18 protein-coding genes are annotated in these 20,948 nt (G+C 64.4%); 7 read left to right on the forward strand and 11 right to left on the reverse strand.

Annotation, left to right across the window (positions count from 1 at the left end):
- Positions 1 to 27: 27 nt before the first annotated feature.
- On the forward strand, positions 28 to 1,554 hold the full coding sequence (locus NKI58_RS02650) for a mannitol dehydrogenase family protein (protein ID WP_352826484.1): 1,527 nt from the start codon (positions 28 to 30) through the stop codon (positions 1,552 to 1,554).
- Positions 1,551 to 2,729: a mannonate dehydratase gene (gene uxuA / locus NKI58_RS02655; RefSeq protein WP_352783016.1), complete on the forward strand. Its 1,179-nt coding sequence runs from the start codon at positions 1,551 to 1,553 to the stop codon at positions 2,727 to 2,729. Before NKI58_RS02650 ends, uxuA begins: the two co-directional genes overlap by 4 nt.
- Positions 2,730 to 2,896: 167 nt before the next feature.
- On the opposite strand, the gene NKI58_RS02660 is transcribed toward uxuA, so the two are convergent.
- From NKI58_RS02660 to NKI58_RS02690, 7 genes are all read right to left on the reverse strand, one after another.
- On the reverse strand, positions 2,897 to 3,304 hold the full coding sequence (locus NKI58_RS02660; protein ID WP_023678096.1) for a F0F1 ATP synthase subunit epsilon: 408 nt from the start codon (positions 3,302 to 3,304) through the stop codon (positions 2,897 to 2,899).
- A gap of 118 nt (positions 3,305 to 3,422) precedes the next feature.
- Positions 3,423 to 4,988 carry a F0F1 ATP synthase subunit beta gene (gene atpD, locus NKI58_RS02665; RefSeq protein ID WP_023678097.1) on the reverse strand — a complete coding sequence of 522 codons (1,566 nt, stop codon included), beginning with the start codon at positions 4,986 to 4,988 and terminating at the stop codon, positions 3,423 to 3,425.
- A 67-nt stretch (positions 4,989 to 5,055) separates the two neighbouring features.
- Positions 5,056 to 5,940, reverse strand: a complete 885-nt coding sequence (locus tag NKI58_RS02670; protein ID WP_023678098.1) for a F0F1 ATP synthase subunit gamma — start codon at positions 5,938 to 5,940, stop codon at positions 5,056 to 5,058.
- Positions 5,941 to 5,968: 28 nt separating this feature from the next.
- Positions 5,969 to 7,498 carry a F0F1 ATP synthase subunit alpha gene (atpA, locus tag NKI58_RS02675; RefSeq protein WP_023678099.1) on the reverse strand — a complete coding sequence of 510 codons (1,530 nt, stop codon included), beginning with the start codon at positions 7,496 to 7,498 and terminating at the stop codon, positions 5,969 to 5,971.
- A complete protein-coding gene (locus NKI58_RS02680; RefSeq protein ID WP_023678100.1) occupies positions 7,498 to 8,058 on the reverse strand; it encodes a F0F1 ATP synthase subunit delta in 561 nt (186 codons plus the stop codon). The genes atpA and NKI58_RS02680 overlap by 1 nt, the downstream gene beginning before the upstream one ends.
- Before the next feature lie 246 nt (positions 8,059 to 8,304).
- Positions 8,305 to 8,700 carry an AGROH133_08824 family phage infection protein gene (locus NKI58_RS02685; RefSeq protein ID WP_023678101.1) on the reverse strand — a complete coding sequence of 132 codons (396 nt, stop codon included), beginning with the start codon at positions 8,698 to 8,700 and terminating at the stop codon, positions 8,305 to 8,307.
- A 108-nt stretch (positions 8,701 to 8,808) separates the two neighbouring features.
- Positions 8,809 to 10,992 carry a primosomal protein N' gene (locus tag NKI58_RS02690; protein WP_023678102.1) on the reverse strand — a complete coding sequence of 728 codons (2,184 nt, stop codon included), beginning with the start codon at positions 10,990 to 10,992 and terminating at the stop codon, positions 8,809 to 8,811.
- 90 nt (positions 10,993 to 11,082) lie between these two features.
- On the opposite strand from NKI58_RS02690, the gene fsa reads away from it, so the two are divergent.
- Complete coding sequence (gene fsa / locus NKI58_RS02695; RefSeq protein WP_023678103.1) at positions 11,083 to 11,736, forward strand: fructose-6-phosphate aldolase; 654 nt, start codon at positions 11,083 to 11,085, stop codon at positions 11,734 to 11,736.
- A 70-nt stretch (positions 11,737 to 11,806) separates the two neighbouring features.
- Here fsa and NKI58_RS02700 read toward each other — a convergent pair whose 3' ends face one another.
- The gene (locus NKI58_RS02700) at positions 11,807 to 12,388 is read right to left on the reverse strand and encodes an LPS assembly lipoprotein LptE (RefSeq protein ID WP_023678104.1); all 582 of its coding nucleotides are present in this window, start codon (positions 12,386 to 12,388) and stop codon (positions 11,807 to 11,809) included.
- The gene (gene leuS / locus NKI58_RS02705; RefSeq protein WP_023678105.1) at positions 12,375 to 14,999 is read right to left on the reverse strand and encodes a leucine--tRNA ligase; all 2,625 of its coding nucleotides are present in this window, start codon (positions 14,997 to 14,999) and stop codon (positions 12,375 to 12,377) included. Before leuS ends, NKI58_RS02700 begins: the two co-directional genes overlap by 14 nt.
- Positions 15,000 to 15,145: 146 nt before the next feature.
- Between leuS and NKI58_RS02710 the strand changes: the two genes are divergently transcribed.
- Positions 15,146 to 15,808, forward strand: coding sequence for a YggS family pyridoxal phosphate-dependent enzyme (locus NKI58_RS02710; protein ID WP_023678106.1), 663 nt, complete (start codon positions 15,146 to 15,148; stop codon positions 15,806 to 15,808).
- A gap of 110 nt (positions 15,809 to 15,918) precedes the next feature.
- On the forward strand, positions 15,919 to 16,968 hold the full coding sequence (locus NKI58_RS02715; protein ID WP_023678107.1) for an aldo/keto reductase: 1,050 nt from the start codon (positions 15,919 to 15,921) through the stop codon (positions 16,966 to 16,968).
- 60 nt (positions 16,969 to 17,028) lie between these two features.
- Here NKI58_RS02715 and NKI58_RS02720 read toward each other — a convergent pair whose 3' ends face one another.
- Positions 17,029 to 17,937 (reverse strand): LysR family transcriptional regulator, encoded by a 909-nt coding sequence (locus tag NKI58_RS02720; protein WP_023678108.1) that lies wholly within the window; start codon positions 17,935 to 17,937, stop codon positions 17,029 to 17,031.
- A 137-nt stretch (positions 17,938 to 18,074) separates the two neighbouring features.
- Here NKI58_RS02720 and NKI58_RS02725 point away from each other — a divergent pair, with 137 nt between their 5' ends.
- Together NKI58_RS02725 and NKI58_RS02730 are read left to right on the forward strand one after the other, a co-directional pair.
- Positions 18,075 to 19,256 carry an MFS transporter gene (locus NKI58_RS02725; RefSeq protein WP_352569514.1) on the forward strand — a complete coding sequence of 394 codons (1,182 nt, stop codon included), beginning with the start codon at positions 18,075 to 18,077 and terminating at the stop codon, positions 19,254 to 19,256.
- 56 nt (positions 19,257 to 19,312) lie between these two features.
- Positions 19,313 to 20,347: an aldo/keto reductase gene (locus NKI58_RS02730; protein ID WP_352574608.1), complete on the forward strand. Its 1,035-nt coding sequence runs from the start codon at positions 19,313 to 19,315 to the stop codon at positions 20,345 to 20,347.
- Positions 20,348 to 20,392: 45 nt separating this feature from the next.
- Here NKI58_RS02730 and NKI58_RS02735 read toward each other — a convergent pair whose 3' ends face one another.
- The gene (locus NKI58_RS02735; protein WP_023678111.1) at positions 20,393 to 20,665 is read right to left on the reverse strand and encodes an usg protein; all 273 of its coding nucleotides are present in this window, start codon (positions 20,663 to 20,665) and stop codon (positions 20,393 to 20,395) included.
- Positions 20,666 to 20,948 lie beyond the last annotated feature (283 nt).

Below are 20,948 nucleotides of genomic sequence, written 5' to 3' on the forward strand. Positions count from 1 at the left end.
AACAATCTCGATCAGACACGTGGCGCAATGACCAATAGACGCCTTTCCAACAGCACGCTGAAGGCACTGCCGGCTTCGGTCACGGTTCCGCGCTACGCCCGCGGCGGCGGCGCACCGGGCATCGTCCATCTCGGTGTCGGTGCCTTCCATCGCGCCCACCAGGCGGCCTATGTCGACGACTGCCTGGCGGCGGGAGAGGCGGACTGGGGCATTGTCGGCGTGTCCTTGCGCAGTCCTGACACGCGCGACGCACTGGAGCCGCAGGATGGCCTCTACACGCTGGCGATCAGGAGCAGCATCGGCGAAGAGCTGCGCGTCGTCGGCTCGATCCTGTCGCTGCTGGTGGCGCCGGAAGATCCGGCTGCGGTGCTCGCCGCCCTGACCGATCCGCGCACCCGCATCGTCACGCTGACGATCACCGAAAAGGCCTATTTGAGGGCAGCCGGCGGCGGCCTCGACAATACCCACCCCGACATCGTCCATGATCTGGCCAACCCGCAAATGCCACGGACGGCGCATGGTTTCCTGACCGAGGCGCTGTCGCGCCGCCGTGCCGCCGGCATCCAGCCTTTCACCGTGCTCTGCTGCGACAACCTTCCGGCCAATGGCGCCACGCTGCACCGCCTGCTGGTCGAATTCGCCGCACTGCGCGATGCCAGGCTCGCCACTTCAGGCGATGCCAGGCTCGCCACTTCAGGCGATGCCAGGCTCGCCGCACACATCGCCGACGGCGTCGCGTTTCCGTCGAGCATGGTCGACCGTATCGTGCCGGCGACTACCGACGCCGACCGGGCGCGTATCGCCGTCGAGCTCGGCGTCGAGGATGCCTGGCCGGTGATGACCGAGCCGTTCTGCCAATGGGTGGTCGAAGACGATTTCCCGGCTGGCAGGCCGGCCTGGGAAAAGTTCGGCGCCACCATGGTCGGCGACGTCGGGCCCTTCGAGGACATGAAGCTGCGGCTGCTCAACGGTTCGCATTCGGCAATCGCCTATCTCGGCCTGCTCAGCGGCTACGACACGGTCGACCGCGCCTTTGCCAATCCGGCGATCCGGCAATTCGTCGACGGACTATGGGCCGAGGCCATCCCGACGCTGCCGCAGGACGCCGGGCTCGATACGGCCGGCTACACGGCCCAGCTCGCCGAACGCTATTCGAACACCGCGCTCGCCCATCGCACTGCGCAGATCGCCAATGACGGCAGCCAGAAGCTGCCGCAGCGCATCGTCGCCTCGGCCCTCGATCGGCTGGGTGCCGGTGACCCGCCCGCGCATCTCATGCTGGTGGTGGCGGCCTGGATCACCGCTTGCGAGGCGCGCGGCAAAACCTTGCCGGAAGCCCATTTTACCGACCCGATCGACGCTCGGCTTACGGCGCTCGGCAGCCGGCCGGCTGATGAAACGGTGACAGCGATATTCGATCTCGCCGGCTTCGCCAAGGACCATTCCCACCGCATGACACTGATCGATCTGACGGCAGCCCATCTCAAGCGCCTGCGGCGGGGCGGACCTGCCGCTGCCTTCGCGGCGCTTGGCATAGGGAGTGAGAAGCCATGAGACAGACCTGGCGCTGGTTCGGGCCGGACGATCCGGTGACGCTTGCCCATGTCCGTCAAGCCGGCGCCGTCGGCATCGTCAGCGCGCTGCATCACCTCAATGACGGCCGCGCCTGGCCGGCGGACGAGATCGCCAGGCGCAAGGCCGACATCGAGGCAGCAGGCCTGACCTGGGATGTGGTCGAGAGCATCGTCGTCCATGAGGACATCAAGACCCGCAGCGGCAACTGGCGCAGCCTGATCGACAATTACAAGGCGTCGGTCCGCGCCGTCGCCGCCGCCGGGATCAATACCGTCTGCTATAATTTCATGGCGATCACCGACTGGACGCGCACCGACCTCGATTACCCGATGCCGCATGGCGGCACGGCGCTGCGCTTCGATGTCGTCGAGCTCTGCGCCTATGACGTCTTCATCCTTGAGCGAGAAGGGGCGGAGGCCGATCACCCACCGGCCCGCGTCGAGGCCGCGCGTGTGCGACTGCAAGGGATGAGCGACAGCGACAAGGCAAGGCTGGAGCGCAACCTGATCGGCTGGGTGCCGGCGCGCGAATTCATCTTCGATCGGGCAAGCTTCCGCCGCGCCCTCGACCTCTACAAGGACGTCTCCACCGAAGGCCTGCGCGAAAACCTGTTTGCCTTCCTGCGCGAGATCGTGCCGGTGGCCGAAGAGGCCGGCGTCAGGATGGCGATCCACCCCGACGATCCGCCCTTTTCGTTGTTCGGCCTGCCGCGCATCGTTTCCAGCGCCAATGATGCCCGCGCGCTGCTCGACGCGGTCGCTTCGCCGGCCAACGGGCTGACGCTGTGCACCGGCTCCTACGGCGCGGGCGCGCAGAACGATCTGCCGGCAATGGCAAAGGCCTTCGCCGAAAACATCCATTTCGCCCATCTGCGCAACGTCACCAAGGAGCCCGACGGCTCCTTCCACGAAGCCGAACACCTCGACGGCGACACCGACATGGTGGCGGTCGTGTCGGCGCTGATTGGCGAAGAGCGGCGGCGCAAGGCGGCAGGCAGGGCGGACTGGCAGGTGCCGATGCGTCCGGACCATGGCCATGCCATCGTCGATGACATCGGCAAGAAGGTGAACCCCGGCTATTCCTGCATCGGCCGCCTGAAGGGCCTCGCCGAACTGCGCGGCGTGATGCGCGCCGTGGAGACGCTGACAGTGTGACCAGCCCCCTTCTCCCCTTGTGGGAGAAGGTGGCCGAGCGGAGCTCGGTCGGATGAGGGGTGCTCCAGGGATCGCCGCCGTCTCAGTTCTTCCAACACCCCTCAACCGTCTCGGCGCTGCGCGCCGATCCACCTTCTCCCACAAGGGGAGAAGGCAAGGGGCGCCTGTTAAGCCGGCAACAGCGCACCTTCAAGCGTCGTAAGCTGGTTGAGGAACTGCTCGGCCTTGCTGCGGGTCTGGTCGTCCTTGGCGTCGGCGGCGTCTTCCCTGGCCTCCTGGATGCGGCGGGCAAGGTCGGCGCGGTCGATGTCGCCGACGGCTACCGCCGATTCCGCCAGAAGCGTGCAGCCGGCCGGAACGATGTCGGCAAAGCCGCCGAACACCACATAGCGCTCTTCCTTGCCTTGCGCGGTCTTCAGCGTAACGACGCCCGGCTTGATTGTGGTCATGACCGGCGCGTGATGCGCCATGACAGTCATCTCGCCTTCGGCGCCCGGAATGACGACGGATTCGACCTGCTCGGAAACCAAGAGGCGCTCCGGCGAGACCAGTTCGAATTTGAAAGCTTCAGGCATGATCAGTTTAGCGACTGGTGAATGGTGAATGGTGAACGGTCAGAAAGAATGACCTTCACTCAGCCCCGATTTCCTATCCGCTACTCCCCATTCACAATTCACTATTGACCATTCACCATCAGGCCGCTTCGGCGGCCAGGCGCTGTGCCTTCTCGACCGCTTCCTCGATGCCGCCGACCATGTAGAAGGCGGCCTCCGGCAGATGGTCGTAATCGCCGTTGCAAAGGCCCTTGAAGCCCTTGATGGTGTCGGCGAGGTCGACCAGCTTGCCCGGTGCGCCGGTGAACACTTCGGCGACGAAGAAGGGTTGCGACAGGAAGCGCTCGATCTTGCGGGCGCGGGCCACGGTCTGCTTATCCTCTTCCGACAGCTCGTCCATGCCCAGGATGGCGATGATGTCCTGCAGCGACTTGTAACGCTGAAGGATCGACTGCACCTGGCGGGCGACCTGGTAATGCTCTTCGCCGACAACCATCGGGTCGAGCATGCGCGAGGTCGAATCGAGCGGATCGACGGCCGGATAGATGCCCTTTTCCGAAATCGCGCGGTTGAGCACGGTCGTCGCGTCGAGGTGGGCGAACGAGGTCGCCGGTGCCGGGTCGGTCAGGTCGTCGGCCGGCACATAGATCGCCTGCACCGAGGTGATCGAACCCTTGGTCGTCGTGGTGATACGCTCCTGCAGCGCGCCCATGTCGGTAGCCAGCGTCGGCTGGTAGCCCACGGCCGAAGGAATGCGGCCGAGCAGCGCCGACACTTCCGAGCCCGCCTGCGTGAAGCGGAAGATGTTGTCTACGAAGAACAGCACGTCCTGGCCCTGGTCGCGGAAATATTCGGCAACCGTCAAGCCGGTCAGGCCGACGCGGGCGCGGGCGCCCGGCGGCTCGTTCATCTGGCCATAGACGAGCGCGGCCTTGGAGCCTTCGCCGCCGCCCTTCTTGTTGACGCCGGACTCGATGAACTCGTGATAGAGGTCGTTGCCTTCGCGGGTGCGCTCGCCGACGCCGGCGAACACCGAGAAGCCGCCATGCGCCTTGGCGACGTTGTTGATCAGTTCCTGGATCAGCACCGTTTTGCCGACGCCGGCGCCGCCGAACAGGCCGATCTTGCCGCCGCGGGCATAGGGGGCCAGCAGGTCGAGCACCTTGATGCCGGTGACCAGGATCTGCGCTTCCGTCGACTGCTCGACATAGGTCGGCGCCGGCTGGTGGATCGAGCGCATCTCGATGCCGTCGACCGGGCCTGCCTCGTCGACCGGCTCGCCGATGACGTTGATGATGCGGCCGAGCATGCCCGGGCCGACCGGCACGGTAATCGGTGCACCGGTGTCATAGACGTCCTGGCCGCGGACCAGACCTTCGGTCGAGTCCATGGCGATGCAGCGCACGGTGTTTTCGCCGAGATGCTGGGCCACCTCTAGCACCAGGCGATTGCCGACGTTGATCGTCTCAAGCGCGTTCAGGATCGCCGGCAGATGTTCGCCAAACTGGACGTCGACAACGGCGCCGATGACCTGGCGAACCTTGCCTGCCAGGCCGGTTTTCTTGATGGTGGCGGCCGGCGTATTCACAGCGGCGGCCTTGGTTGCTGCCGCCTTCTTGGCCGGAGCGGCCTTTGCTGCTGCCGGAGCCTTCGCTGGTGCCGCGGCCTTAGGGGCTGCCGTCTTCGGGGTCGCTGCTTTCGCCATCGTCTTTACCCTTTTCGTCTCTTTGTTTCTCACACGCTTGAGGTCGATGACCTCCTTGTGGGCGTGCCTAGAGCGCCTCGGCGCCCGAAATGATTTCGATCAATTCCTTGGTGATCTGCGCCTGCCGCTGGCGGTTGTAGGTGATCGACAATTTGTTGATCATGTCGCCGGCGTTGCGCGTCGCATTGTCCATGGCGCTCATCTTGGCGCCCATCTCGCCGGCAGCATTCTCGAGCAGCGCGCGAAAAACCTGCACGGAAATGTTGCGTGGGATGAGATCGGAGAGGATCTCGCCCGGCTCCGGCTCGTATTCGTAGACGGCGCTGCCGCCGTCCTTCACTTCCGCGCCAGCCGCAGGCGCGCCCGCCGGGACAATTTGCTGCGCCGTCGGGATCTGGCTGATCACCGACTTGAACTGCGAATAGAACAGCGTGCAGATGTCGAAGCCGCCTTCGTTGAACAGGTGGATCACCTTCTTGGCGATGGCATCGGCATTGACGAAGCCCAGCGTCTTGACCTCGCGCAGGTCGACACGCTCGATGATCAGCGCCCCGTAGTCGCGGCGCAATATGTCGAACCCCTTCTTGCCGACGCAGATGATCTTGACCTGCTTGCCGTCGGCCAGAAGCTTGCGGATGTGGTCGCGGGCAAAGCGGGCGATCTGCGAATTGAAACCGCCGCACAGACCGCGTTCGGCCGTGCAGACGACAAGCAGATGCACGTCGTCCTTGCCGGTGCCGGTCATCAGCGCCGGGGCATCGCCGCCGCCGCCGATCGCCTGGGTGATATTGGCCAGCACCGCGCCCATGCGCTCCGAATAGGGACGCGCCGCTTCCGCCGCTTCCTGCGCGCGACGCAGCTTCGCCGCGGCGACCATCTGCATCGCCTTGGTGATCTTCTGCGTCGCCTTGACCGAGGCGATACGGTTACGAAGGTCTTTTAACGAAGGCATGCTTCAAACCTGATCCCGTCCGTCCTGCTCAAGCAAAGGTCTTGGCGAAGGCGTCGATTTCTGCCTTCAGCCTGGCGCGCAGATCGTCGGACAGCGCCTTCTCCTTGCGGATGCCGTCGAGCACGTCCTTGCCGGCCGAGCGCATATGCGACAGCAGACCATGCTCGAACTTGCCGACCTGGTTGACCGCCAGCTTGTCGAGATAGCCGTTGACGCCGGCGAAGATCACCGCGACCTGCTCCTCGACTTTGAGCGGCGAGAATTGCGGCTGCTTCAACAGCTCGGTCAGACGCGAGCCGCGGTTGAGCAGGCGTTGCGTGGCGGCGTCGAGATCGGAGCCGAACTGCGCGAAAGCAGCCATTTCGCGGTACTGCGCGAGCTCGCCCTTGATCGACCCGGCAACCTGCTTCATCGCCTTGATCTGCGCCGAGGAGCCGACGCGCGACACCGAAAGGCCGACATTGACCGCCGGGCGCACGCCCTGGAAGAACAGATTGGTTTCCAGGAAGATCTGGCCGTCGGTGATCGAGATGACGTTGGTCGGGATATAGGCCGACACGTCGTTGGCCTGCGTTTCGATGATCGGCAGCGCCGTCAGCGACCCACCGCCGTTTTCGTCATTGAGCTTGGCGGCGCGCTCGAGCAGGCGCGAGTGCAGGTAGAAAACGTCGCCGGGATAGGCTTCGCGGCCCGGCGGACGGCGCAGCAGCAGCGACATCTGGCGATAGGCGACGGCCTGCTTCGACAGGTCGTCGTAGCTGATCAGCGCGTGCATGCCGTTGTCACGGAAATATTCGCCCATGGTGCAGGCGGTGAACGGCGCCAGGAACTGCATTGGCGCCGGATCGGAGGCGGTCGCGGCGACGATGATCGAATAGTCGAGCGCGCCGCGCTCTTCCAGGACCTTGACGAACTGCGCCACCGTCGAGCGCTTCTGGCCGACGGCGACATAGACGCAGTACAGCTTTTCCTTCTCAGGGCCGTTGTCGTGCACCGATTTCTGGTTGAGCATGGTGTCGAGGATGATCGCGGTCTTGCCGGTCTGGCGGTCGCCGATGACCAGTTCGCGCTGGCCGCGGCCGACCGGGATCAGCGCGTCGATGGCCTTGAGGCCGGTCGACATCGGCTCGTTCACCGATTTGCGCGGGATGATGCCGGGCGCTTTGACGTCGACGCGCTTGCGTTCGGTGGCCTGGATCGGGCCTTTGCCATCAATCGGGTTGCCGAGCGCGTCGACGACGCGGCCGAGCAGGCCCATGCCGACGGGCGCATCGACGATGGCGCCGGTGCGCTTGACGGTGTCGCCTTCCTTGATGTCGCGGTCGGCGCCGAAGATGACAACGCCGACATTGTCGGCTTCGAGGTTGAGCGCCATGCCGCGGATGCCGCCGGGGAACTCGACCATCTCGCCGGCCTGGACATTGTCGAGGCCGTAGACGCGGGCGATACCGTCACCGACGGACAGCACCTGGCCGACTTCGGAGACCTCGGCCTCCTTGCCGAAATTCTTGATCTGGTCTTTCAGAATTGCGGAAATTTCCGCGGCGCGGATGTCCATCAGCCGACCTCTTTCAGTGCAAGCTTGAGCGAATTGAGTTTGGTTTTGAGCGACGTATCGATCTGGCGCGAGCCGATCTTGACCACCAGTCCGCCGAGCAGCGACGGATCGACGGTGACCGTGATCGCCACATCCTTGCCGGCGACACTTTTCAGCGCTGCCTTCAGCTCGGTTTCCTGGGCAGGCGTCAGCGCATGCGCCGAGGTAACCTCGGCGGCGGTCTCGCCGCGGTGTTCGGCGGCGATCTGGCGGAACGCCTTGATCATGCCGGGCACGGCAAATAGCCGGCGATTCTGGGCAACGACGCGCAGGAAATTGCCGGTGAGGCCGGTGATCCCCGCTTTGTCGGCGATCGCGGCGATCGCCTTGGCCTGGTCCTCGCTGGAGAAGACAGGGCTCCTGATCAGCCGCGAAAGGTCAGCGCTGCCTTCGAGCATCGTTTCGAACCTATTGAGGTCGGCCTCGACGCTGGCGACCGAATTGGCCTGCAGCGCGAGTTCGAACAGCGAACCCGCATAGCGTTCTGCGACACCTGAGATTGGCGATGACGATTGGGCCACGGACCGTCTTTTCTCTTGTCTGACAGGCCGCAGATTGTTGGCGCGAGCAAAAACTCTGGCTAAATCTTTGACCTTACTGCATTTTTCCAAGCACGGAGGCGCGGCTTCCGCTATCCCCGGTCGAAAGTCGATTGCCGTCTAGCACAGGCATTTTCAGACCGCAATGCGTCGTCCGGCATGGTTTTCAGGCACTATTGTCGCATCCGCCGGCCGAGTTCAGCAACCAACCCCGGATTGATCCCTGATTCAGGGCAAAAAGCCGAAGGCGAAGGCCAGAGGCAGCGCCGCCAGCACCAGCTCGACGACGATGGATGCCCAGTTGAACGGCGTGTTGGCGCCGTCCGACATCATCGACAGCAGCCGGCCGAAGGCGGTGAACAGCCAGGAGAAGCCGAGCGCCATATAGAGCAGCGGCTGCGCCAGGAGGATGCAGCACAGGCTGAGGCCGAGATAGAAGCCCGACATCCGGCCGCGCCCCTCGGCGATCGCCGCTGCCTTCTCCGGTCTGACCTGCAGCCGCAGGATCCGGAAGGCCAATCCTGGCGCCAGGAACAGCAGCAGGCCGAACAGCAAGGTCACCACGGCGCTCGACCATGCCAGCCACTCGCCCTGGCTCATCGGCCACGGAAACGCAAATTCCATGTTGTCCCCTCGTAAATGGATATTCAAAATTTCGGGCATTCTAACGAAGCAAGAGACATACGCCAGATGGGCATCGGCAATTTACGGAAGCCTGTCCTCTGAGCCCCTTCACAAAAAGCTCTGCGGGTCGATGTCGACCTGGACTCGCACCGAGCCCCTTATCTTCGGTCCCTCGGCCAGCATGGTGCGAATGAACCCTTGCATGTCGGCGCGCCGTTCGCCCTGGATCAGCAGGCGAAAGCGATGGCGGCCGCCGATCAACGACAGCGGCGCCTCGGCCGGGCCGAGCACGAACAGGTCGCTGGCCTGCGGCGCGGCGCGACGCAGGCCACGGGCGTGCCCTTCGGCTTCGGCCCGTGTCGCCGCGCTGACGATGACGCCGGCGAGCCTGCCGAAGGGCGGCAGCCCCGCCCGCTCACGCTCGGCGATCTCGCGCTCGTAGAAGGCCTCGGCATCGCCTGAGACGATCGCGCGCATCACCGGGTGGTCGGGTTGGAAGGTCTGCAGCAGGCCGAGGCTTTTCTTGCCGGTGCGGCCGGCGCGGCCGGTCACCTGGCTGAGCAGTTGGAAGGTGCGCTCGGCGGCGCGCGGGTCGCCATTGGCAAGGCCGAGATCGGCATCGACCACACCGACCAGCGTCATGTTGGGGAAATTATGGCCCTTGGCGACGAGTTGTGTGCCGATGACGATGTCGGCCTCGCCATTGGCGATGGCTTCAAGCTCGAGCCGCAGCCGCCGCACGCCGCCCATCAGGTCGGACGACAAGACGATGGTGCGGGCATCGGGGAAATGCGCGACGACCTCCTCGGCGATGCGCTCGACGCCTGGCCCGCAGGCGACCAGATGATCGAGCGTGCCGCATTCCGGACAGGCTTCGGGCCGGCGTTCATTGTGCCCGCAGTGGTGGCAGACGAGCTGGCCGCGAAAGCGGTGCTCGACCAGCCAGGCCGAGCAGACCGGACAGCCGAAGCGGTGGCCGCAGACCCGGCAGAGCGTCAGCGGCGCATAGCCGCGCCGGTTGAGGAACAGCAGCGACTGTTCCTTTCTTTCCAGCGTCTGCCGTATATGGCCGAGCAGTACAGGCGACAGGAAGCCGCCGCGTGCCGGCGGCGCGCGGCGCATGTCGATCGTCTTGAGATCGGGAAGTGCCGCCTCGGCAAAGCGCGCCGAAAGCACCGCCCTGCTGTAGCGGCCCTGGCTGGCATTGACCCGGCTTTCGACCGACGGTGTCGCCGAGGCGAGCACGACCGGAAAGCCGCCGATATGGCTGCGCACCACGGCCATGTCGCGCGCGTTGTAAAAGACGCGATCCTCCTGCTTGTAGGCGGGATCGTGCTCTTCGTCGACGACGATCAGTCCAAGCTCCCTGAATGGCAGGAACAGCGCCGAGCGCGCGCCTGCGACGACCCGCACGCCGCCTTCCGCTACCTGCCGCCAGACCTTTTCGCGCATCCTTGGCGGCAGGTCCGAGTGCCACTCCGCCGGCTTGGCGCCGAACCGCTCCTGGAAGCGTTCGAGGAAGGCGTGGGTCAGCGCGATTTCCGGCAGCAGGATCAGCACCTGCTTGCCGCGATCGAGCGCGGCCGCGACCGCCTCGAAATAGACCTCCGTCTTGCCGGATCCGGTTACACCGTCGAGCAGGGTGACGCCGAATGTACCGGTCGCGACATTGGCGCGCAGCGTCTCGGCGGCATCGCTCTGGTCGGGCATCAGTGAAGGCACGGCGTAGCCGGGATCGGGTGCTGCGACCACCGGCCGCGGCGGGATCATCACCGTCTGGAATACGCCCTGCACCCGCAGCCCGTCCACCACCGTCGACGACACGCCTGCCGCATGCGCCAGGCCGGATCGCGTCCAGGCAAGTCCGCCTTCGGCCGTCTCCAGCACGCGCGTCCTCGCCTCCGTCATCCGGTCGGGCTTGGCGAACGTGCGCTGCAGCCCTTCGATCCACGGCTCCGGGTCGAACGCCTCCGGCGCCCTGAGCAGCATGCGCGCCACCATGCCGGGCGGCGACAGCGTGTACTGCGCCACCCAATCGACAAAACGCCGCATCGCGCGGTCGATCGGCGGGCAGTCGAAAACCTGCTCGATCGGCCGCAATTTCTTCGCGTCGACCTTTTCGACGGCGCCGTCCCAGACGATGCCGGCGACCTGGCGGGGCCCAAGCGGAACGCGCACGATCGAGCCCGGCACCACGCGCATGCCAGCCGGCACGGCATAGGTGTAGGGGCGCTCGGCGGGCATCGGCACCAGCACCGGTGCGGCCGCGACAAAGGGCGAATCTTCGATCATGAGGCGTGACCTTGCCCCGACTTTGGTCTAGATCAAAGTCCGACCCCAAATGTGCATGACGTGCACATGAAAAATCTTCAGGAGACCGCCATGAAATTTTTTGTCGACACCGCCGATGTCAAGGAAATCCGCGAGCTGAACGATTTGGGGCTGCTCGACGGCGTAACCACCAATCCGTCGCTGATCCTGAAATCCGGCGGCAAGATCGCCGACGTCACAAGAGAGATCTGCGAGATCGTCAAGGGCCCAGTCTCGGCCGAAGTCGTCGCCACCGAATACAAGGACATGATGGCGGAGGCCAAGATCCTGGCCAGGATCGCCGACAATGTCTGCATCAAGGTGCCGCTGACGCTCGACGGCCTGAGAGCCTGCAAGGACATCCGGTCGGACGGCCGCATGGTCAACGTCACGCTGTGCTTCTCGGCCACCCAGGCGCTGCTCGCCGCCAAGGCCGGCGCCTCCTTCATCTCGCCCTTCGTCGGCCGCATCGACGATAGCGGCTGGGACGGCATGGAGCTGATTGCCGATATCCGCACCATCTACGACAATTATGACTTCCAGACTGAAATCCTGACCGCTTCGGTGCGTACCGTGAACCATGTCAAGCAGGCGGCGCTGATCGGTGCCGATGTCATCACCGCGCCGCCGGCGACGCTCAAGGCGCTGGTCAAGCACCCGCTGACCGACAAGGGCCTGGAACTGTTCCTCGCCGACTGGGCAAAGACCGGGCAGAAGATCGGCTGAAGCGACTATCCTACGAACAAAAAAAGCCGAGCAATCGGCCTTTTTTGCAGATTGCGCACTCTGGAAAGACCTAGCTTGCCGCCGGCTTGCCGTGCTTGATCAGATCCTGGGCAATCGACAGCCGCAGCACATCTGCCAGCTCGCGCGCCGCACGGTTCTCGGCGTCGATCTGGGCCCGGTATGACGCGAATTCCTGGCGCGGCCTGTCGTATGACGACGGAATCGAGCGCTTGCCCCTCGCTATGACCGTGCCCGTCTTGGCATCGCTGAGCACATAGTTGGCAGTCAGCGTCACAGTGCCGGCGGTCGGCTCGTCTTCGTCGGTCGTGACCTGCTCGATTGCCGCCGATTCGACGAGTTCGGAGACGCCGAGATCAAGCGAATAGACCGGCGAAGCCGGCTCGCCGGCGCCCTGGCCGAGCGCGAAGATCAAATTGTTGCGGACCTGCTGGGCGTAGCGGGTCTTGACCGGCTTGACCGAGATCGATGCCAGTTCGGCAGCAGCGCCGACCTGCGAGCCGGCGATCAGCGGCGCGCTCGAATAGAGCGGCCGCACCGTGCAGGCGGAAACCAGCGCCACCGAGGCGAGCAGCCCGCAAAGCACAACGCGGCGCAGCGTCAACTCTGTCTTTCGCGGATCAGGCAACGACATTGACGATCCTCTGCGGCACTATGATCACCTTGCGCGGCGCCTTACCTTCGAGCGCTTTCTGCACGAAGTCGAGAGCCAGAACCGCCTTTTCGACCGCACCTTGATCCGCGTCACGGGCAATTGTCAAATCGCCGCGTTTCTTGCCGTTGACCTGGACCGGCAGCACGATCTCGGCGTCGACGACAAGCGAGCGATCGTAATCCGGCCAGGGCCGTTCGGCGACAAGGTCGGTGCCGCCGAGCGTCTGCCAGCACTCCTCGGCCAGATGCGGCATGACCGGCGCGATCAGGTGCACCAGGATCTCGACGGCCTCACGGCAGGCCGCTTGCAGCGCCGGACCGGCCCTGCCCTCTGCCGCCTCGTTGAGCGGTACGGTCAAGGCATTGGCGAGCTCGTAGATGCGGGCGATGGCGCGGTTGAAGGCGAGCTTTTCGATATCCTCGCCGACCGACTTCAAGATCTTGTGCGCGGCCTTGGACACTGTCCCGGCCTCGCCGTCCTTCGCCGCCTCTGGCCGGACTCCGGCGAGCGATTCGGCAGCCGTCGACACCAGGCGCCAGATGCGCTGGATGAAGCGATGCGCGCCGGCCGCACCCTCGTCGGTCCATTCGACATCGCGCTCGGGCGGCGAGTCCGACAGCATGAACCAGCGCGCCGTATCGGCGCCGTAGCCGTCGGTGATCTCTTCCGGACTCACCGTATTCTTCTTCGACTTCGACATTTTTTCGAGCGGACCGATCACCGCCTCTTCGCCGGTGGCGATTTCGAAGGCGCGGCGCTTGCCGTCGGCGTCTTCCAGCCTGACCTCGCTAGGCGCAAGCCAGCGGCCGTTCGAGGCGCCGCCAACCCGATAGGTCTCGTGCACCACCATGCCTTGCGTGAACAGGCCCCTGAACGGCTCGGCGAGATCGACATGGCCGGTCTCGCGCATGGCGCGGGTGAAAAAGCGCGAATAGAGCAAATGCAGGATCGCATGCTCAATGCCGCCAATATACTGGTCGACCGGCAGCCATTCAGTCGCGGCCTTGGGATCGGTCGGATCGTTTGCCCACGGCGCGGTGAAGCGAGCGAAATACCAAGAAGAATCGACAAATGTGTCCATCGTGTCGGTTTCGCGCCGCGCATCCTTGCCGCAACGCGGGCATTTGACGTGCCGCCATGTCGGATGGCGATCGAGCGGATTGCCCGGCCGGTCGAACTCGATGTCGTCCGGCAGCTTGACCGGCAGGTCGGCCTTCGGCACCGGCACCACGCCGCAATCCTCGCAATGGATCATCGGGATCGGGCAGCCCCAATAGCGCTGGCGCGAAATGCCCCAGTCGCGCAGGCGGAAATTCACCTTGCGCTCGGCCATCGGCCGGTTGCCGATGGTCCTTTGTTCCAGCAGCTTCGCCACCTCGTCGAATGCCTGATCCGGCTTCATGCCGTCGAGGAAGCGCGAATTGATCATCGCGCCATCATCGACATAAGCCTCGTCGATGACCTGGAAGCTTCCTTGATTCTCGCCTTCCGGCATCACCACCGGAATGACCGGAAGGCCGTATCTGTTGGCGAAGTCGAGGTCGCGCTGGTCATGTGCCGGGCAGCCGAAGATGGCGCCGGTGCCATAGTCCATCAGCACGAAATTGGCGACGTAGACGGGCAGCGTCCACCTCTCGTCGAACGGATGGACAACGCGAATGCCGGTATCGAAACCCTTCTTCTCGGCCGTCTCCAATGCCGCCGCCGAAGTGCCCATATGGCGGACTTCGTCGATGAACTTTGCCAGCGCCGGATTGTCCTCGGCGGCCTTTTTGGCCAGCGGATGGTCGGCCGCAATCGCCATGAAGGACGCGCCGAAGATGGTGTCGGGCCTGGTCGTATAGACTTCGAGCTCATGCTCGCCGGCGACTGGCTTGGCCAGCGGCCAGCGGATCAGCAGCCCTTCCGAACGGCCGATCCAGTTCGCCTGCATCAGCTTCACTTTTTCCGGCCAGTCGTCGAGTTGGTCGAGCGAATCCAGCAGATCCTGCGCGTAATCGGTGATCTTGAAGAACCACTGCGTCAGCTCGCGCTGTTCCACCAGCGCGCCTGAGCGCCAGCCGCGTCCGTCGATGACCTGCTCGTTGGCAAGCACCGTCATGTCCTCCGGATCCCAGTTGACCTTGGAGGATTTGCGCGTCACCAGCCCCTTCTCGACGAAATCGAGGAACAGCATCTGCTGGCGGTGATAGTAGTCGACGTCGCAGGTGGCGAACTCGCGGGCCCAATCGAGCGACAGGCCCATGACCTTGAGCTGCTCGCGCATGGCGGCGATGTTCTGATAGGTCCAGTCCTTGGGATGGACCTTGTTCTGCATCGCCGCGTTTTCGGCTGGCATGCCAAAGGCGTCCCAGCCCATCGGGTGCAGCACGTTGAAACCCTTGGCCCGCTTGTAGCGCGCCACCACGTCGCCCATCGTATAGTTGCGGGTATGGCCGATATGGATGCGCCCCGACGGATACGGGAACATCTCCAGCACGTAGTATTTCGGGCGCGGGTCGTCATTGTCGGCTTCGAACAGCTTCTTGGCGTCCCAGGCGTTCTGCCATTTGGGCTCTGACGCGCGCGGATTGTATCGTTCGGTTGCCATCGGGTGTTTTTCACTTAAAAGCATGCGCGAGCCGCCGGACAATGCCCGGGCGGCTCAGGAAATGTCGTCGCGGTGTTCACCATGGATTGCCGGACCCGTCAACTGCGGCGATCCGGCGAAAAGCCAAACACAGGCAGGATATAGGCATGGCGAGCGCCGTCGAACAGCTTTTCACGGTCAAGGCAAGGATCGCTGCCGCCGAGCGCGAGGCAGGCCGTGAGGCCGGAGCGGTGACGCTGGTCGCAGTCTCGAAAACCTTCGACGCCGCCGATATCCGCCCGATTATCGAGGCCGGCCAGCGCGTCTTCGGCGAAAACCGCGTCCAGGAAGCACAAGCGAAATGGCCGGTGCTGAAGGAGGCATTTTCCGACATCGAGCTGCATCTGATCGGTCCGCTGCAATCGAACAAGGCCAAGGAAGCGGTGGCATTGTTCGATGTCATCGAAACCGTCGACCGTGAAAAGATCGCCGCAGAGCTGGCCAAGGAGATCGCCAGGCAAGGCCGGTCACCAAGGCTCTATGTCCAGGTCAACACCGGCTCCGAGCCGCAAAAGGCCGGCATCGAGCCGCGCGAGGCTGTCGCCTTCGTGGCCCGCTGCCGCTCGGTTCACGCCCTCGCCATCGAAGGGCTGATGTGCATTCCGCCGGCCGACGAGAACCCCGGTCCGCATTTCGCGCTGCTGGAAAAGCTTGGGCTTGAGGCCGGCGTCGACAAGCTCTCCATGGGCATGTCCGGCGACTACGAAACCGCGATCGCCTTCGGCGCGACCAGTGTCAGGGTTGGATCGGCAATTTTCGGCGCCAGATGAGGCGCAGCCGACCTTAGGCCACAGGCTGACATTGACTGCGCCAGCGTATAGAAACGGAACGTTTCGTTCCTATATGGGTCGAGTTATTCTCAACCCGTCTGGAGCCACCCATGCGTTACAATCAACTTGGAAATACGGGGATGTTCGTCTCCGAACTTTGCCTCGGCACGATGACGTTCGGCGCGGCCGGCGAGAATGCCCAATGGGGCCTGATCGCCAGCCTCGACCAGAAGGGCGTCGACGAGATCGTTGCCCGCTCGCTCGCCGCCGGCGTCAATTTCTTCGACACGGCGGATGTCTATTCCTTCGGCGCCTCGGAACGGCTTCTCGGCCAGTCGCTCAGGAATCTTGGCGTCAACCGACAGGACGTGATCATCGCCACCAAGGTCCATGGCGCCATGGGCGGGGGCCCGAACCAGCGTGGTTCCTCGCGCGGCCACATCATGGATTCGGTCGAAGGCAGCCTCGAGCGGCTGCAGCTCGATCACATCGATCTCTACCAGCTGCACGGCACCGACACGGTGACGCCGATCGACGAGACACTGCGGGCGCTCGACGACCTCGTTGCCGCCGGCACGGTCCGCTATGTCGGCGTCTCGAACTGGCAGGCCTGGCGCGTTGCCAAGGCGCTGGGTATTGCCGAGCGCAAGGGATTTGCCCGCTTCGAGACCGTGCAGTCGTACTACTCGATCGCCGGCCGCGATCTCGAGCGCGAAATCGTGCCGCTGCTCAACGAGGAGAAGCTCGGGCTGATGGTCTGGTCGCCGATGGCTGGCGGCCTGCTCTCCGGCAAATACGGACCGGGCGCCCCCGGCAATGGCGAGGGCCGCCGCGCCAGCTTCAATTTCCCGCCGGTCAATGAGGACCGTGCCTGGGCAGCAGTCGCCGTCATGCGCGAGATCGCCGTCAAGCACGGCGTCAGCGTCGCCACGGTGGCGCTCGGCTATGTCCTGGCCAAGCCATTCGTGATGAGCGTCATCATCGGCGCCAGCCGCATGGAGCAGCTGGAACAGAACCTTGCAGCCACCGAGTTGAAGCTCGATGCCGATGATCTCGTTCGCCTCGACGAAGTCAGTGCCCTGCCCGCCGAATACCCCGGCTGGATGCTGGAACGTCAGGCTGCCGGCCGGCGTCCGGCGCCCGTTGTGCCGAAAACGTAACTCAATCTCACCTTCGATTCGATGCTTCGGGAGCCGGCAGGCTCCCGATCTTTTTTGGGCTCAGGTCAGCCGGACCGTCTCGACCAAAAAGTCCAAAAACGCCCGCACCCGCGCCGGCAGATGCTTGCCTTGGCCGACATAGACGGCGTGGGTGAGTTCCTCGTCGCCGGGGTTGAACTCTTCCAGCAGCGGCAGAAGCCGGCCGGCGGCAATGTCGGCCTCCACATGCCAGCGTGCCAGCCGGGCGAGGCCCGCCCCCGAGAGCGCCATCAGCCGCATCGCCTCGCCGTCGCTGACCAGCGTATTTCCGATGATCGACAGGGTGATCGGCTTGCCGGCCGCGTCGATAAAAGGCCAGCCCTCGAGGTGACGTACGAAACGGAAGCCCATCCGGTTGTGACGATCGAGATCGGCGGGCGTCTTGGGCGTGCCACGCGCTTCGAGATACGATGGCGCCGCAACGACGACCACCCGGCTCTGCCCGAGCTTGCGCGCCACCAGCCGTGATTCGCCGAGCGGTCCGGCGCGGATGGCGACGTCAGCGCGCTCCTCCATCAGGTCGATGACATCGTCGGTCAACACCAGATCGACCGAGATTTCGGGGTAGCGTTCTAGGAAACGCGGCAAAAGCGGGATCAGCCGATGCTGCCCGAAAGGCACGTAGCTGTTGATCCGCAGCCGGCCACGCGGCGCGGCACCCGCCGCTGCCTCGCGCTCGGCCGCCGCCATGTCGGCCAGGACGCGCACGCCGCTGTCGAAGAACGCCGCCCCCTCCGGCGTCAGTTGCAGCTTGCGCGTCGAACGGCTGACCAGCCGCGCACCAAGCCGCGCCTCCAGCCGCGCGATCAGCTTGCTCACCGCCGACGGCGTCATCCGCAACGCGCGGGCAGCGGCTGAAAAGCTGCCCGCCTCGACGACGCGGACGAACACTTCGATCTCGCCGGAGCGATTGATGTCGGGCCTGGCCATTGGTGAATCTATTTCACAGACGATGTGCCCGATGCAAGGCTGGTTCACAGCACATCGCGGCACGATCTTCCGGATCGGGGCGTGGGAGGACACGGCGCCCGTCGTCAAAACTGGTCGTCATCGAAGTGGGAACCGCCATGCCCCTTGCTCTTTACGCTCTTGCCGCCGGTGCGTTCGGCATCGGCGTCACCGAATTCGTCATCATGGGCCTGCTGCTCGACGTCAGCACCGATCTCGACGTCTCGATCTCGGCTGCCGGCCAGCTGATTTCCGGCTATGCGCTGGGCGTTGTCATCGGCGCGCCGCTGCTGACGATCGCAACCGGCCGTTGGCCGCGCAAAACCGTGCTTCTGGCGCTGATGGCGATCTTCACGCTGGGCAACCTCGCTTGTGCGCTTGCCCCAGACTACTGGACGCTGATGGGTGCGCGCGTACTGACCGCCTTCGCCCACGGCACCTTCTTCGGCGTCGGCTCGGTCGTGGCGACCGGACTGGTGGCGCCCAACAAGAAAGCCTCGGCGATCGCCCTGATGTTCACCGGCCTGACCATCGCCAACATCCTCGGCGTGCCCTTCGGCACATGGCTCGGCCAAGCCTTCGGCTGGCGCGCGACCTTCTGGGCGGTGACCCTGGTCGGCATCGCCGCCTTTACCATCATTCTGCTGCTGGTGCCGGGCAGCCGAACAGAGCCTGAGAAGAGCAATTTGCGCGCCGATCTCGCCGTGCTCGGCCGCACGCCGGTCCTGCTTGGCTTTGCTACCACCGTGCTTGGCTATGCCGGCGTCTTCGCCGTCTTCACCTACATCGCCCCGTTGCTGACCGAGATCACCGGTTTTGATGAAGCAGCGGTGTCGCCGATCCTGCTGGTCTTCGGCGGCGGCCTCATTGCCGGCAACCTCGCCGGCGGCAAGTTCGCCGACCGCTGGTTGGTACCGTCCGTTCTCGGCAGTCTCGTCGTCCTGGCGATGGTGCTCGGCACCATGACCTTCGCCCTGCACAGCCAGGTCATGGCCGTTATCTATGTCGGCCTGCTCGGCGCCGCCGCCTTCGCCACCGTCGCGCCGCTACAGTTATGGGTGTTGCAGAAGGCACAAGGCGCCGGCCAGAGCCTCGCCTCATCCTTCAACATCGCCGCCTTCAACCTCGGCAATGCTGCCGGCGCCTGGCTCGGCGGCGTGGTCATCGCCCATGGTCCCGGCCTCGATGCCGTCACCTGGGTCGCGGCCCTGTTGCCGCTTTCAGCGCTTGCCGTGGCGGCGTTTGCGCTGCGCCTCGACCGAGATCCTGTCCTCGCCACACCGGAAATCGCGCGGTCATAGAACGGCAAACCTCAACCAATCTTTGAAACAGCCATCCTTCCACAAGGAGCAAACCCATGGATTATCGAAATCTTGGCGCATCAGGCCTGAAGGTCCCGGCGCTCTCGTTCGGCGCTGGAACCTTCGGCGGTTCAGGCCCGCTGTTCGGCGCCTGGGGCAACAGCGATGCGACGGAAGCACGGCGGCTGGTCGACATCTGCCTTGAGGCCGGCGTCAACCTGTTCGACACCGCCGACGTCTATTCGAATGGCGCTTCCGAACAAGTGCTCGGCGCTGCCATCAAGGGCCGCCGCGACGCCGTGCTGATCTCGACCAAGACCTCGCTGCCGATGGGCGACGGTCCCAACGATGCCGGATCGTCACGTTCACGCCTGATCAAGGCCGTCGAAGACGCGCTGGGGCGCCTTGGCACCGACTACATCGACCTGCTGCAACTGCACGCCTTCGACGCAGCAACACCGATCGAGGAGGTGCTGTCGACACTGGACAGTCTCGTGCGCGCCGGCAAACTGCGTTATGTCGGCGTCTCCAATTTTTCCGGCTGGCAAGTGATGAAATCGCTCGGCCTGGCGGGCAGATACGGCTATCCCCGATACGTCGCCCATCAGGTCTATTACTCGCTGGTCGGACGCGACTATGAATGGGAGTTGATGCCGCTCGGCCTCGACCAGGGTGTCGGTGCGCTGGTGTGGAGCCCGCTCGGCTGGGGCCGCCTGACCGGCAAGATCCGCCGTGGCCAGAAGCTGCCTGAGAAAAGCCGGCTGCACGACACGGCAAGCTTCGGACCGCCCGTCGAGGATGAGCATCTCTATCGGGTCGTCGACGCGCTTGATGTTGTCGCCGAGGAAACCGGCAAGACCATACCGCAGATCGCCATCAATTGGCTGCTGCAGCGGCCGACCGTCGCCTCCGTCATCGTCGGCGCGCGCAACGAGGAGCAGTTGCGCCAGAATCTCGGCGCCGTCGGCTGGTCGTTGACAGCCGAGCAGATGAAGAAGCTCGACACGGCAAGTGAGGTCACCGCACCCTATCCGTATTTTCCCTATCGCCGGCAGGAGGGTTTTGCCCGGCTGAACCCGCCCGCAGTCTGACGCTCCAAAAGCTGGGCGGCGGCTCCCAGGCTGCCGCCCGCCCGGCTAATGCAGAACGAACTCGCCGTCGACCTTGCGCCATTCGTTCGGCGCGATCAGCTTCTGGTGCGTGTAGCTGACCGAATGCAGCGGGCCTTCGAGCTTGGCCTTCCAGAACTCGATGAAACGGATCAGCACGGGAAATTTCGGGGCGATGTCGTAATCCTGCCAGATGAAGCTCTGCAGCAGATGCGGATGATCTGGAAAGTGATAAAGAATCTTGGCCGTGGTCAAGCCATAGCCCTTGAGCATCAGGTCCATTTCGGAATGGTCGCGCATTGCGGTCCCCTGGTTGATTCCTTCCTCCCAGGCTGAAATTGTGCACCCCATTTGCTTAATCGTCTATTGATATTTCTATGATCGAACCAGATTACTTCCGCAAAAACATGCGCTTAGCAGCCGACTCACGAGAGTGCTGACACCGCCTGGTAAGGCGCCTGCGGCATCCCGCCGCGCGAATCCAACGTCTAATGTTGCCGTCGCGGCCGAACTGTTAATAATGCGCGCGAATTCGCGGCCGCATCGCTGCGATCCTGCCGGCGGTCAAGCCGGCGGTTTGGTT

Source organism: Mesorhizobium sp. M0522, assembly GCF_040321085.1.
Classification (GTDB): domain Bacteria; phylum Pseudomonadota; class Alphaproteobacteria; order Rhizobiales; family Rhizobiaceae; genus Mesorhizobium.

Bases quoted from the DNA above. Each gene is read 5' to 3' on its own strand.
- NKI58_RS02700 (WP_023678104.1), bottom strand. From the start codon at position 12,388: ATGTCGTTGCCTGATCCGCGAAAGACAGAGTTGACGCTGCGCCGCGTT.
- NKI58_RS02660 (WP_023678096.1), bottom strand. From the start codon at position 3,304: ATGCCTGAAGCTTTCAAATTCGAACTGGTCTCGCCGGAGCGCCTCTTG.
- NKI58_RS02725 (WP_352569514.1), top strand. From the start codon at position 18,075: ATGCCCCTTGCTCTTTACGCTCTTGCCGCCGGTGCGTTCGGCATCGGC.
- NKI58_RS02715 (WP_023678107.1), top strand. From the start codon at position 15,919: ATGCGTTACAATCAACTTGGAAATACGGGGATGTTCGTCTCCGAACTT.
- atpD (WP_023678097.1), bottom strand. From the start codon at position 4,988: ATGGCGAAAGCAGCGACCCCGAAGACGGCAGCCCCTAAGGCCGCGGCA.
- NKI58_RS02710 (WP_023678106.1), top strand. From the start codon at position 15,146: ATGGCGAGCGCCGTCGAACAGCTTTTCACGGTCAAGGCAAGGATCGCT.
- NKI58_RS02650 (WP_352826484.1), top strand. From the start codon at position 28: ATGACCAATAGACGCCTTTCCAACAGCACGCTGAAGGCACTGCCGGCT.
- NKI58_RS02690 (WP_023678102.1), bottom strand. From the start codon at position 10,992: ATGATCGAAGATTCGCCCTTTGTCGCGGCCGCACCGGTGCTGGTGCCG.
- NKI58_RS02730 (WP_352574608.1), top strand. From the start codon at position 19,313: ATGGATTATCGAAATCTTGGCGCATCAGGCCTGAAGGTCCCGGCGCTC.
- uxuA (WP_352783016.1), top strand. From the start codon at position 1,551: ATGAGACAGACCTGGCGCTGGTTCGGGCCGGACGATCCGGTGACGCTT.
- NKI58_RS02735 (WP_023678111.1), bottom strand. From the start codon at position 20,665: ATGCGCGACCATTCCGAAATGGACCTGATGCTCAAGGGCTATGGCTTG.
- fsa (WP_023678103.1), top strand. From the start codon at position 11,083: ATGAAATTTTTTGTCGACACCGCCGATGTCAAGGAAATCCGCGAGCTG.
- NKI58_RS02685 (WP_023678101.1), bottom strand. From the start codon at position 8,700: ATGGAATTTGCGTTTCCGTGGCCGATGAGCCAGGGCGAGTGGCTGGCA.
- NKI58_RS02670 (WP_023678098.1), bottom strand. From the start codon at position 5,940: ATGCCTTCGTTAAAAGACCTTCGTAACCGTATCGCCTCGGTCAAGGCG.
- leuS (WP_023678105.1), bottom strand. From the start codon at position 14,999: ATGGCAACCGAACGATACAATCCGCGCGCGTCAGAGCCCAAATGGCAG.
- NKI58_RS02720 (WP_023678108.1), bottom strand. From the start codon at position 17,937: ATGGCCAGGCCCGACATCAATCGCTCCGGCGAGATCGAAGTGTTCGTC.
- atpA (WP_023678099.1), bottom strand. From the start codon at position 7,498: ATGGACATCCGCGCCGCGGAAATTTCCGCAATTCTGAAAGACCAGATC.